Annotated in this window: 15 protein-coding genes; 2 read left to right on the forward strand and 13 right to left on the reverse strand. The window is 42.6% G+C overall.

Going from position 1 to position 12,438, the window contains the following annotated elements; translation table 11 throughout:
- Nucleotides 1-54: 54 nt before the first annotated feature.
- Complete coding sequence (locus LCD32_RS10220) at nucleotides 55-1,317, forward strand: MFS transporter (protein ID WP_060781161.1); 1,263 nt, start codon at nucleotides 55-57, stop codon at nucleotides 1,315-1,317.
- A gap of 30 nt (nucleotides 1,318-1,347) precedes the next feature.
- Here the strand turns inward: LCD32_RS10220 and LCD32_RS10225 are convergent, their stop codons facing one another.
- The gene (locus tag LCD32_RS10225; RefSeq protein ID WP_007501040.1) at nucleotides 1,348-1,785 is read right to left on the reverse strand and encodes a peptidylprolyl isomerase; all 438 of its coding nucleotides are present in this window, start codon (nucleotides 1,783-1,785) and stop codon (nucleotides 1,348-1,350) included.
- Between the two features lie 320 nt (nucleotides 1,786-2,105).
- Between LCD32_RS10225 and LCD32_RS10230 the strand changes: the two genes are divergently transcribed.
- A complete protein-coding gene (locus LCD32_RS10230; RefSeq protein ID WP_060781162.1) occupies nucleotides 2,106-2,990 on the forward strand; it encodes a DUF1002 domain-containing protein in 885 nt (294 codons plus the stop codon).
- A gap of 40 nt (nucleotides 2,991-3,030) precedes the next feature.
- Here the strand turns inward: LCD32_RS10230 and lysA are convergent, their stop codons facing one another.
- The 12 genes from lysA to LCD32_RS10290 all read right to left on the reverse strand — a co-directional run bounded on the left by lysA (nucleotide 3,031) and on the right by LCD32_RS10290 (nucleotide 12,388).
- Nucleotides 3,031-4,356: a diaminopimelate decarboxylase gene (lysA, locus tag LCD32_RS10235; RefSeq protein ID WP_224564600.1), complete on the reverse strand. Its 1,326-nt coding sequence runs from the start codon at nucleotides 4,354-4,356 to the stop codon at nucleotides 3,031-3,033.
- 115 nt (nucleotides 4,357-4,471) lie between these two features.
- Nucleotides 4,472-5,944: a spore germination protein gene (locus tag LCD32_RS10240; RefSeq protein ID WP_007501043.1), complete on the reverse strand. Its 1,473-nt coding sequence runs from the start codon at nucleotides 5,942-5,944 to the stop codon at nucleotides 4,472-4,474.
- On the reverse strand, nucleotides 5,898-6,506 hold the full coding sequence (locus tag LCD32_RS10245) for a stage V sporulation protein AE (protein ID WP_007501044.1): 609 nt from the start codon (nucleotides 6,504-6,506) through the stop codon (nucleotides 5,898-5,900). Before LCD32_RS10245 ends, LCD32_RS10240 begins: the two co-directional genes overlap by 47 nt.
- A 6-nt stretch (nucleotides 6,507-6,512) precedes the next feature.
- Nucleotides 6,513-6,863, reverse strand: a complete 351-nt coding sequence (gene spoVAE / locus LCD32_RS10250; protein WP_007501045.1) for a stage V sporulation protein AE — start codon at nucleotides 6,861-6,863, stop codon at nucleotides 6,513-6,515.
- The gene (gene spoVAD / locus LCD32_RS10255) at nucleotides 6,863-7,879 is read right to left on the reverse strand and encodes a stage V sporulation protein AD (protein WP_024718928.1); all 1,017 of its coding nucleotides are present in this window, start codon (nucleotides 7,877-7,879) and stop codon (nucleotides 6,863-6,865) included. The genes spoVAE and spoVAD overlap by 1 nt, the downstream gene beginning before the upstream one ends.
- A 12-nt stretch (nucleotides 7,880-7,891) precedes the next feature.
- On the reverse strand, nucleotides 7,892-8,344 hold the full coding sequence (gene spoVAC, locus LCD32_RS10260; protein WP_024718929.1) for a stage V sporulation protein AC: 453 nt from the start codon (nucleotides 8,342-8,344) through the stop codon (nucleotides 7,892-7,894).
- A gap of 20 nt (nucleotides 8,345-8,364) precedes the next feature.
- Nucleotides 8,365-8,781, reverse strand: coding sequence for a stage V sporulation protein AB (locus LCD32_RS10265; RefSeq protein ID WP_007501049.1), 417 nt, complete (start codon nucleotides 8,779-8,781; stop codon nucleotides 8,365-8,367).
- On the reverse strand, nucleotides 8,771-9,391 hold the full coding sequence (locus LCD32_RS10270) for a stage V sporulation protein AA (protein ID WP_224563724.1): 621 nt from the start codon (nucleotides 9,389-9,391) through the stop codon (nucleotides 8,771-8,773). The genes LCD32_RS10265 and LCD32_RS10270 overlap by 11 nt, the downstream gene beginning before the upstream one ends.
- Before the next feature lie 114 nt (nucleotides 9,392-9,505).
- Nucleotides 9,506-10,273 carry an RNA polymerase sporulation sigma factor SigF gene (sigF, locus tag LCD32_RS10275; RefSeq protein ID WP_125590490.1) on the reverse strand — a complete coding sequence of 256 codons (768 nt, stop codon included), beginning with the start codon at nucleotides 10,271-10,273 and terminating at the stop codon, nucleotides 9,506-9,508.
- A gap of 12 nt (nucleotides 10,274-10,285) precedes the next feature.
- Nucleotides 10,286-10,726 carry an anti-sigma F factor gene (spoIIAB, locus tag LCD32_RS10280; protein ID WP_007501052.1) on the reverse strand — a complete coding sequence of 147 codons (441 nt, stop codon included), beginning with the start codon at nucleotides 10,724-10,726 and terminating at the stop codon, nucleotides 10,286-10,288.
- On the reverse strand, nucleotides 10,723-11,076 hold the full coding sequence (gene spoIIAA, locus LCD32_RS10285; protein WP_008344431.1) for an anti-sigma F factor antagonist: 354 nt from the start codon (nucleotides 11,074-11,076) through the stop codon (nucleotides 10,723-10,725). Before spoIIAA ends, spoIIAB begins: the two co-directional genes overlap by 4 nt.
- Before the next feature lie 157 nt (nucleotides 11,077-11,233).
- Nucleotides 11,234-12,388 carry a D-alanyl-D-alanine carboxypeptidase family protein gene (locus LCD32_RS10290; RefSeq protein WP_201297801.1) on the reverse strand — a complete coding sequence of 385 codons (1,155 nt, stop codon included), beginning with the start codon at nucleotides 12,386-12,388 and terminating at the stop codon, nucleotides 11,234-11,236.
- Nucleotides 12,389-12,438: the final 50 nt, after the last annotated feature.

A 12,438-nucleotide genomic window follows, 5' to 3' on the forward strand; every position in this document is an offset into this window, starting at 1 on the left:
TTTATACCAATCAGTATATTATACTTTTCAGTACAAAAGGAGCTGCTGACATGCATGAAAAAAGAAAAAATGAATGCCGTTGAACATTCTGATCTGGAAACAACTCATTTACAAATAAACACCCGATCAACGATGACTCGCAATATGGCTCTACTGTTTGCGACAGCCTCCGGGATGGCAGTTGCAAACATATACTTTGCACAGCCATTATTAGACTCTCTCGCATCCGAGTTTGGTATCAGTTATTCATCCATTGGTATGGTCATTACGATTACTCAGCTTTGTTATGCGCTAGGACTGCTACTAATCGTACCACTTGGTGATCTGTTCAACCAACGGCGGCTCATCGTAGCTCAAATGCTAGTTTCCGTGTTATCTCTCATTCTAGTCGGTATCGCCCCTACCGCCACCGTCCTATTCATAGGACTAGCTGCGGTGGGACTGCTTGCTGTAGTCACTCAGGTACTCGTAGCATTCGCAGCGACATGGGCCGCTCCTGAAGAACGTGGCCGCATAGTGGGCTTGGTTCAAAGTGGAATTGTGATTGGTATTCTTCTCGCACGAACGTTTGCTGGTGTACTAACCGATCTCGCCGGCTGGAGATCAGTCTATCTCGTTTCCGGCGTGATGATGCTGATCATTACTGGCGTGTTGTACCGGTATCTTCCGCGTGCTGACAGCAAGAGAGTCTCCATATCCTATGTGAACTTGCTCGCTTCAATGTTTATATTGTTCAGACAAGAACGAATTCTACGTATTCGTGGCGTACTGGGTTTTCTGATCTTTGTTGTGTTTGGCACGCTGTGGACTTCACTTGTGCTGCCTCTCAGCACTACGCCATACAATCTGTCACATACGGCGATTGGTGCATTTGGCCTTGCTGGAGTTGCCGGAGCATTAGGTGCCGCTCGAGCTGGAAGCCTTGCTGATCGAGGCTTAGGACAGTTAACAACGTGCATCGCCCTTGTCCTATTACTCTTTTCATGGTGTTTTATTTTTTTCACTGAATATTCCCTCATTTTATTAATCGTTGGTATCATCATTCTTGACCTATCTGTGCAGGCCGTTCATGTGACCAATCAAAGTATGATTTTCATGGTCCGGCCTGAGGCGAGAAGCCGGCTGACTGCTGCTTATATGATTTTTTATTCCCTCGGCAGTGCGCTCGGTTCTATTGTATCAACTAACATATACGCAAACGCTGGCTGGAATGGGGTATGTCTATTTGGAGCCTCAATCAGCGCCTTAGCCCTTTTATATTGGATGATCACCTACCGCTTCACGGCACAGATCACAGGAACATCAGATGTAAAATAAAAAAACACCGCAATTAAGCGGTGTTTTGGATTAAGCATCGATCACTTCGACTTTTTCCATGCCTTGTCCTTGTTCCATATCAAGAACAGCTTCGATACCAGATGTTACTTTGCCAAAAACAGTGTGAACACCGTTTAAGTGCGGCTGTGGGTCATGTACGATAAAGAATTGGCTGCCGCCAGTATCTTTACCAGCGTGTGCCATTGATAATGAACCTCTCTCGTGCTGATGAGGGTTTCCTTCTGTTTCACATTTAATTGTGTAACCAGGTCCTCCAGTTCCATTACCGTTTGGATCGCCGCCTTGGCTTACGAACCCTGGGATCACGCGGTGGAATTTCAATCCGTCGTAGAAGCCTTCATTCGCTAATTTTTCAAAGTTTGCTACTGTACCTGGAGCAGCCTCTGGGTAAAGTTCAAACTCAATTTTCTTTCCATTCGTTAATTGTATGTATCCTTTTTTCGCCATTTTTCACATTCTCCTTTCAGGTTAAACAACGCTCATTATAGCACATTTTCGGTGATGTTAAACATCCCCTGCTTACCTAATGTGATTTACCTCTTTTGCCATCATTGATAAAATAAAAGAGCTTGATCCTTTTCTCCTAAGGAAATGATCACAGACTGAGCAAATCACTTCATCATATTGGAGGTTTCAAACATCTTTAAAAGAAAATTGAAACGTCAGACTGATTTGTTACGTCTATATGATGGAGTACGATTCAAATCATGTACTCAAAGATGAGTTTCTCACCATCGAGAAACGCTTTCGACTTGAAGGAGGTCAACATGTTTAAAAAAACAATGCTTGGTATGATGGCAGCGCTCCTTTTACTGATTGGTGCGCCAAAAGTCAGCTTAGCGGATGCAGCTGTCGGCGATGTCATCGTCACACTCGGGCAAGACTTAACACCGGCTGATCGCCAGAAGGTGCTTGACGAGTTGAATCCACCTGAAAATGCGACAAAAATTGAAGTAACCAATAAAGAAGAGCACGAATATTTAGGAAAGTATATCCCTCGTTCTCAAATCGGGACTCGAGCATTATCATCTTCATCCATCACCATTGAAAAATCAGGTGCGGGTCTGACCGTGGATACACATAACATTAAGACCATTACAGATGAGATGTATTTAAATGCTTTAATGACCGCAGGCGTGAAAGATGCAAAGGTTGTCGTGACGGCGCCGTTTGAAGTATCTGGCACAGCAGCACTGACAGGTCTATTAAAAGCCTATGAAGTGTCAAGCGACAAAGCCATTCCTGAAGATGTGAAACAGGTGGCAAACGAAGAGCTTGTAACAACATCTAAACTGGGAGACTCTATTGGAAAAGACAATGCTTCTGCCCTGATTGCAAAAATCAAAGATGACATTGCCAAAAATGGAGTTCCTAAAACAACAAAAGAAGTGGAAGAAAAAGTAGATCAAGCCGCTTCTGATTTGAACTTAAATCTGACGCAGGATCAAAAAGATCAACTTGTCTCTCTCTTCGATAAAATGAAAAATATCAATATCGATTGGAAACAAGTCGGATCTCAAATTGATAAAGCAAAAGACAAGATTACAAAATTCATAGAATCAGATGAAGGGAAAAACCTTCTACAGAAGATTTGGGATTTCTTTGTCTCTATTTGGAACGCGATCGTCTCTGTATTTACTGGTGGAAAATAAATGTCATAGAAAAAGCTGCCTGATGATCAGGCAGCTTTTTTTAAGTCGATGATTTCACTTTTGATTGATAAGGTAAATCCAATTTGACAATGTCCTCATATGTCTCACGCTCAACGACAAGCTGCGCTTCCCCATCTTCTACAAATACTACAGCCGGGCGCGGGATGCGGTTATAGTTGTTTGACATGCTGTAGCCATAAGCTCCTGTACAAAAGACAGCTAACAAGTCTCCCTGTGATAACTCTGGCAAATCAATATCCCAAATGAGCATATCTCCACTCTCGCAGCATTTCCCTGCAATGGACACCGTTTGATCATGCGTTTGGCTCATTTTATTGGCGCTCGCTGCTTCATATTTTGCTTGATATAAAGCAGGTCGAATGTTATCACTCATTCCGCCGTCAATGGCTACATAATCGCGAATGCCAGGTACATGTTTGGATGAGCCGATCGTATAAAGAGTGGTTCCCGCATCTCCAACAAGGGAGCGGCCCGGCTCAATCCAAATTTCAGGCATCTTAAACTCATAGCGGGCTACATTTTCTTTCACCGCTTGAATAATTTTCTCCACGTATTCAGTTGCTGGAAGTGGTTCGTCCTCTTCTGTATAACGGATGCCAAAGCCTCCGCCTAAGTTCAGCACTGTGGAAATAAAGCCAAATGATTCTCTCCATTCATCCAGCTTCAAGAAAATTTTATCTGCTGCAAGGACAAAACCAGCTGTATCAAAAATTTGTGAGCCGATATGACAATGAACACCTAAAAGCTCGATCACTTCTGATTTAAGCACTTGTTTGACCGCTTCGTCTGCTTGTCCATTATGAAGATCAAAACCAAATTTTGAATCTTCTTGACCTGTTGTAATATAGTCATGCGTATGTGCTTCAACACCCGGCGTGATGCGGAGTAGTACTTTCACCTGTTTTGACAGCTCTTGACCAAGCTGTTCAATGAGTGTCATTTCATAGAAATTATCAACGACAATACAGCCAATTCCGTGCTCTAGTGCCATCTTTAATTCTTCTCTGCTTTTGTTGTTACCATGGAAATGAATTTTTTCTACTGGAAACCCGGCACAAATGGCTGTGTGCAGCTCCCCGCCTGAAACGACATCAAGTGATAAGCCTTCTTCTTTTGCCAGCTGGAACATGGCAATAGAAGAAAACGCCTTACTCGCATATGCCACCTGAGCCTTTAGTTCTTCTTCAATAAATGCTTTCTGAAAGCTTTTTGCACGCTCCCGTATTAAAGCCACATCATATACATAAAGTGGTGTCCCATACGTTTCAGCTAAAGAAACGGCATCAACACCACCAATTTCTAAATGTCCGAGTTCATTTTGTCTGCAAGTGCCGTGTAAATACAATGTCATTCCCTCTTTCTCCGCCTCGGCTGAAAAAAGACAGCTGCACAAGCTGCCTTTTGCCGTTTCTCAAAGTTAAAAATACAATATCACAATCTTCAGCCACTTTCAACGAGCGTTAAGAATTTGGCGGAATTTTTGATCTGTTCTGAGGGTGAACGATGCTTGGCCTTACTTTTGAGCCAGGAACAGACGTCCGAATGAGCACTTGCCATAAAGCCTTTCCATTAAAAGGAATAAACGGCCACATATAAGGCGTCTGTAAGGAACGAATGGATGTTAAATAAATAAGTAACAGCGTAAAACCGATGATCAATCCATTCAGCTTAAAGATCGCTACTAGTGCTAATATGATCAGTCGGATGATTTTATTAGCGACACTCAGTTCATAACTTGGAGTGGTGAATGTGCCGATGGCTGCTAGCGAGACGTATAATATGACCTCTGGTGTAAATAAACCGACATCAATTGCAATTTGTCCAATTAAAACGGCCGCAATCAAGCCCATGGCAGTCGACAAGGCGGTCGGCGTATGGATCGCCGCCATTCGTAAAAATTCCACCCCAAAATCAGCAAGGAATACTTGGAGAATGACAGGGATATGAGAAGGTTTGTTAAATCCAATATAGCTTAGATTGTCTGGCAGAAGATTCGGTTCTAGAATAAAAAGAAACCAGATCGGCAAAAGAAAAGTAGAACATAAGATGCCTAAAAAACGCACCCATCTTAAAAAAGTCCCAACTGCTGGCGCCTGGCGGTATTCTTCAGCATGTTGAACGTGATGAAAAATAGTGGTTGGTGTAATGATGACACTAGGAGATGTATCCGTAATGATGATGACATGCCCTTCTAATATATGGTTAGCGGCTACATCTGGGCGCTCGGTGTATCGCACAAGCGGGAAGGGATTATATCCTTGCTTAATGATAAATTCTTCTATTGTTTTATCAGACATCGTCAGTCCGTCAACTTTAATCCCAGACACTTCCTTTTCGATAATATCAACAAGATCAGGATCAGCAATGTCTTCAATATAACAAACACAGACGTCTGCTTTAGAACGCTCGCCTACTTTAAGCATTTTGTATCGCAATTTTTCATCCCGCACTCTTCTGCGAATGAGTGCTGTGTTCACAATGATGTTTTCAACAAAGCCGTCTCTTGCACCTCTGACAACCTTTTCTGTATCCGGTTCCTCCGGCATTCTGCCAGGGTAGCTCCTGACGTCAATGATAAATGCGTAATTTTCACCTTCGACAACGACTGCTACAAGTCCAGACAACACTTGATCCACTGCTTCATCAAGCGTTTCAACTTTTGAGACTTGCTGATTGACAAGACGGTTTTCTACCACACGTGCAAGATCATCTGATTCAGGTTCGTTGTCATTGATTTCAATCAGTTCTTTTAATAAATAGATCACATATTGTGTATCACATAATCCATTTACATAGTAAAGCTGGATTTCCTGATCATGGACATAAATTTTCCGAACGCCAAGGTCAAAGCTGAGACCCATCCCGACATTGTCTTTGAAAAAATCTTCATTTTTCTTCGGATCTCGGTACACGTGCACCTTGTCTTTCTTCATGGAAACCGCTCCTTTCTAAAATTAATTCGACTGCCTTCATTGTGATGGGGGACCCTTTGCTTAGATCATCTTTCCGTCCCATCTTGCCAATATCTCCAATGCCGACAACAATCGGAAGCTGTAGTGAATCGAGACAATACACTGTATCTCCACTCATTTTGTGTGGTTCCATTTCTGGAAGTCCATGTTTGTCAACGCCGTATTCTGTCAGTTCACCTTCCCGGTCAATGGAGACATGTACCTTTGTCCATTCCGCTTGATGGGTTTTAGATGCCACTGCAATGGCGCCAATCACTTCAATTTCAGGGTGACGTGCTACGTGCTTCATCGCCGTCTCCCCTGTTCCTTCACCTGTTAAGCCAGAATCATCAAACATGACAAACACTGGGTCATACGGCGTTTTTAAAATCATCTGGACCAGTTCTGGTCCTGTTCGTTTGCTCGGATTCCCTTTTGAGCTGGAAATACATCTTCCGCCGACTTTCTTTGCGACAAGCTCAATCGTTTTGGCAGCATATATATCTCCGTCTGTCACTAAAATGACTTTGCGTCTTTGCCCCATATTAGGTTATCCTTTCGGTTTAAAGATAAGTGCAATGATAAATGAAAATAAAATTGCAGCTGATATTCCAGCAGAGGTTAACTCAAAAATCCCAATTCCGATTCCAATAAATCCATGGACATCAGCCTGATGCATCGCCCCATGAAGCAAGCTATGACCAAAGCTTACGATAGGGACGGTAGCACCCGCTCCTGCAAATTCAATAAATTTATCATAAATACCAAACCCGTCTAAAATCGTCCCTGCCACAACAAAGGTCGTCATGACATGTGCTGGTGTGAGTTTCAGTACATCAAGTAAAAGCTGGCCGATCACGCAAATCAGTCCGCCTGCAACAAAAGCAATCAAATAATCCATTAGCTTTCTCCTCCTGCACGCTCAAATACAACTCCGTGCGCAATGGTTGGAATGGTCTCTTTTTGCTGAACCATCATTGGGCTGAGAAGCGCCCCGGTTGCTACAACCAATACTCTTTGTAAATTCCCTGCTTTCATTTCTTGAAAGATGTGACTGAATGTCACGACAGCTGAGCAGGCACAGCCGCTGCCTCCAGCGAATACATTTTGATCAGGTGTGTATATGATTAATCCGCAATCATCATGCTTTCGTCCAAGCTGAATGCCATCTTCTTTCAGAAGATCCTTTAAAATAGGCGATCCAATTCCAGATAGATCTCCTGTTAGGATGAGATCATAATCATCTACTGTTCTTCCTAAGTCTTCTAAATGTTGTTTGATTGTGTCTGCCGCTGCAGGTGCCATAGCTGAACCCATATCGAATGGATCTGTAATCCCAAGATCCATCACCCGTCCGACGGTGGCACTTGTAATTTGAATTTGGGAAGGTTCTTGGCTGATGACGACAGCACCGCTCCCTGTCACTGTACTTGTGGCTGTATCTGGTTTTTGCCCACCATATTCTGTTGGATTACGAAATTGCCGCTCTGCCGTCGCATTGTGACTGCTTGTCGCAGCAAGTGCTCTATTGGCAAACCCACCATCTATTAACGCTGAGGCAATGGCGACTGATTCCATAGATGTGGAGCAGGCACCAAATAAACAAAGAAACGGGATTTTGAGTTCTCTTGCCACATAGTTGGCTGTCACGTTTTGGTTCAGTAAATCTCCTGCCAGCAAAAGGTCAATATCACTTTTTTGCAAATTCGCTTTTGATAAGGCCATTGATATGGCATCATCCATGAGCTGCCTTTCAGCCATTTCCCAGTTCTTTTGATAACAGTGCATTTCATCATAGGTTTTATCAATGAGATGACCGATTGGGCCTTCTTTTTCTTTCGGTCCTGCAGCTGTTCCTTCCGCATTCACATAAAGCTTGTGTTCAAATACCCAAGATTGCTTACCTGTTAGTTTCACGTTTTATTCCTCCTACGAAAACATCTTTTCCAAGACGTATCGAATAATCCCTACGACATATGCCGAGACGACACCAAACACAATGACGTTCCCAGCCAGTTTAAACATGTTGGTCGCTACACCTAACACAAGCCCTTCACTTTTATGCTCAAGAGCCGCACTTGTCATGCTATTTGCAAATCCTGTCACCGGGACAGCTGATCCCGCTCCAGCAAACTGGCCGATTTTATCGTAAATACCAATACCAGTTAAAATAGAAGAAATTAAAATAAGGGTCGCCACCGTTGGATTCCCTGCTGTCTTCTCATTAAAATCAAAAAAAGTAATATAGAAATTTTGCAATCCCTCGCCTATCGCACAAATCAAACCGCCGACAAGAAAAGCCTTGATGCAGTTCAGTACATAAGGAGGTTTCGGCTGATACGTTTTCACTTTAGATGGATAGTTCTCTTTTAAACTTGACACGTGTTGTTCCCTCCACATTTTTAAATATAAATAAGCCAATGAAATAGCGAGCCAAACACCTTTCCTAAGACGATGGCCATGAGCAGCAGCACTATTTTCCCGTCCATTCCAATTCTTTTCGTTAAGATAGGAAGTACATTTAACACTTCAGTGAGTGCGGCAGCAAGCATGCCGACAAAAATGCCAGATAAAAGACCGATCGGTAGCGCCAGCCATTTGGATAAATGCAAATGGACTTGACTTAAAGTAGCCCAGCCGCCAACGACCGCTCCACTTATCACGGCAGCCTCATATCCTTGAATAAAACGCTGCGTTTTCGTTAATTGCATTAATCGAGGGATAATACCAAGCACTGTGAGAAACGCCACAAATCCTGCCCCTACCGTTAAACCGCCGCCGAGCCCAACAAGCACCACAAAAAGCCATTTACCGATCATGGATATCTTTCAATGTTTCTTTGTTTTCATTGAGTGCGACATAATGATCAAGATCGAGCTGATATTTAAACATTTCCACTTCAAGCGGGCTTGGCTCTTCGTTTAAACGCTTTTTAAACACATGATTGAAAAATAAAATCATGCCCAAACCGAGTCCAAAGCTATATGGAATTTGTAATAAATACGGATGCTCAACCGTGTTTCCAGTAATCATCTCGTAAAGGCGGATATGAACAAGCCGCATACTAACATCCTCATGGAAATTCATGATGGCAAGGGCCGCTCCGACAAATAAGAGGAGCCATACAAACACGAATAATACGGGGGACAGCTGACGTTTGCCTGTGTCTATTTCAACAATGACTTCTGAGCCTCCGACTGTTTGAATGTCGATGTCAGGCCATGTTTTTTTGATCGTTTTGACCACATGCATGATATCTAACACAACGATGTGACGATCCTTTTTGCTGACATGGTATATTGGCATTTTGCTCAGCTTTTGCACAGCACTGTCATCTCCAGTGATTTGGGCAATATCCTCTAAATAGATAAGCTGATCATTACCAGTCTTAATCCGATGGCGCAGCCGAATAAAGATTTGTCCGTCCATCCAAGTCACTTCCTATACGATGGGTTAAAAATAGTATGTGGTGAAAAATGGTTCTCATACTGAAAGAACTTGATTTACCGGTAATTACCACACAAAAAAAGCCAGCCGAATTGGCTAGCTGTCTTTTTGATCCATTTGCATTTGGATTTGTTTTAAAATTTTCTTTTCAAGCCGTGAGACTTGCACTTGGGAAATTCCGAGTCTTTCTGCTACTTCTGATTGTGTTTGGTCTTTATAATACCTTAAATAGACAATCAGTTTCTCACGCTCTTCTAATTCTTTAATCGCCTCTTTTAGCGCAATTTTATCAAACCATCTTTCTTCTGAATGATCGGCAATTTGATCGAGCAACGTAATCGGATCGCCGTCATTTTCATACACGGTTTCATGAATAGATGATGGTGAGCGGACCGCTTCTTGAGCGAGGACAACATCCTCAGGTGTGATGTCCAGATATTCAGCGATTTCCTGAACAGTCGGCATTCGTCCATGAGATTTAGACAATTCGTCCCTTGCCCGCCTAATTTTATTTCCAAGTTCCTTTAAGGACCTGCTGACTTTGACGGTTCCATCATCACGAATGAAACGCTGAATTTCACCAATGATCATTGGAACGGCATAGGTCGAAAACTTCACATCATAAGACAAATCAAATTTATCAACAGATTTCAGCAGGCCAATACAGCCTATTTGGAACAGATCATCTGGTTCATATCCTCTATTTAAAAAGCGCTGAACAACGGACCAAACAAGACGCATGTTTTTTTCTACGAGGAGGTCTCTTGCTTGTTGATCTCCGCCTTGGCTTTTTTTGATGAGCTGTTTCACTTCATCATTAGACAGCTGTGCTTTTTTTGCTTGCTTTTTTACCTCCACATCCATATGAGCAGCTCCTTAATTACAAAGCGCTTTGCTTTTTGATAGATGCTTTGTTAAGCGGATTGTTGTGCCCATTTCTGGAGATGAGTCCACCATGACATCATCCATAAAGTTCTCCATGATCGTAAAACCCATCCCGGAACGCTCTAAGTCTGGTTTCGTCGTAAAAAGCGGCTGCCTTGCTTCCTCAAGATCTGAAATGCCCATGCCTTCGTCTCGAATCGTCAGATACACAATATGGTCATCCAGTGTGACGCTAATGTGCACCTTGCCGTCTGGATTCCCGTCATACCCGTGAATGATCGAGTTCGTGACCGCCTCTGATACGACTGTTTTGATTTCTGTTAGCTCATCTAATGTTGGATCGAGCTGAGCGATGAATGCTGCCACCGTTACTCTCGCAAAGGATTCGTTTTGACTTAAAGCAGAAAAAGTCAGATTCATTTCATTTGTCATGATGCCACCCCCAATGTTTGCAGCGCAGTTTGCTCTGAAGGCTCCATACGAATAATTTTAAACAAGCCGGACATATCAAATAAACGGTTCACTGCTGGCGAGATCGCACAGACGACCATTTCACCGCCAAGCTGTTTAATTTCTTTGTATCTTCCTAAAATCACTCCGAGCCCAGAGCTGTCCATAAACGATAAATCAGCTAAATTCAGCACGATGTGGCGAATGTCCTCTGTTTCCAAATAATTCGTCACCTTTTGTCTCAATGTCTCTGCGGAGTGATGATCAAGCTCCCCTGTCAACCGAATGCAAAGTACGCTCTCTTTTATTTGAAAATCAATACCAAGGCTCATCTTTTATTCCTCCTTGCTCTATTTTCGGATAAAGAATGTTTCTCTTTCTTCACATGCAAATCCTTCACCATGACAAAACTAGTGATCATTCGTCACATTTAGATGTTCTTTTCGTTCATAGCAAAAAAGACTGCCAGTTGCAGCAGTCTTTCACCTTTTACTTCCATTTAACAAATTCGGCCATCGCCCGTTTGAAGAACGTCCAAACACCGGCTTTTTCCATATCTTCTTTCGCTTCAACAGGACTTTCATGAAGCACTTTTCCATCTTTTTTCAAGATGATGGTGCCAAGTTTCGTTCCTTTTGAAAATGGGGCTGTGACATCTTGAGTTAATTTAATTTCTTTTTTGATCTGATCGACATTTTCGCCTTTTTTCGTTAGAAGAGAAATCGGTTCAGACGTGACAAGCTGAATTTTTTTCTTTTTCCCTTTGCTCACTTTGATCTCTGCTACGTCTTGACCACGCTTGTACAAAGGATGCGTTGTATATTGACTAAAAGCGTAATCCAGCATTTTGACGACTTGGGCATTTCTGTCTTTTGGTGTACTTGCGCCGAATACAACAGCAATGACGCGCATGTTCCCTTTTTTAGCGGAAGCCGTTAGACAGTATTTCGCCTCGCCTGTAAACCCTGTTTTCACCCCATCCACACCTGGATAAAATTTAATGAGACGGTTTGTATTCACAAGCCAGAATTTTTTATCCGTGTTCTGACGAAGATAGTCTTCGTATACACCTGTGAACTTGGTGATCTCTTCATATTTCAACAGCTCTTTTGCCATTTTTGCCATATCATGAGCCGTGCTGTAATGATCTTTTTCAGGAAGTCCTGTTGGATTTTGAAAGACCGTTGAGGTGAGCCCTAGCTCTTTTGCCTTTTTGTTCATTTGCTCAACAAACTGTTCTTCAGATCCAGCAATATGTTCTGCCATGGCAACTGAAGCATCGTTTCCTGACGCAATCGCAATGCCTTTTAGCATGTCTTTAACCGTCATTTCTTCTCCCGGTTCAAGGAAAATTTGTGAGCCTCCCATAGATGCTGCATGATCGCTCGTTCTTACTTTATCAGTCATTTTTAATTTTCCTTGATCCATCGCTTCCATGATGAGAAGCATCGTCATGATTTTGGTCATACTTGCAGGGGCAAGCTTTTCATCACTGTTTTTGTTGTAAAGCACTTTTCCCGTGTCACGTTCCATTAAAATCGCTGATTTGGCTTCATGCGCCAATTCTGATGTTTGTTTTTCTCCTGGCTTTTCAATCTTTTCTTTTGCCATCGCTGATGGTGAAACCATTGAGATAAGGATCATTAAAGTAAACAATGCACATATATGACGTTTCAAGTGGCAGACCTCCATTA

This window comes from Bacillus sp. RSS_NA_20 (assembly GCF_020165915.1).
GTDB lineage: Bacteria > Bacillota > Bacilli > Bacillales > Bacillaceae > Bacillus > Bacillus altitudinis.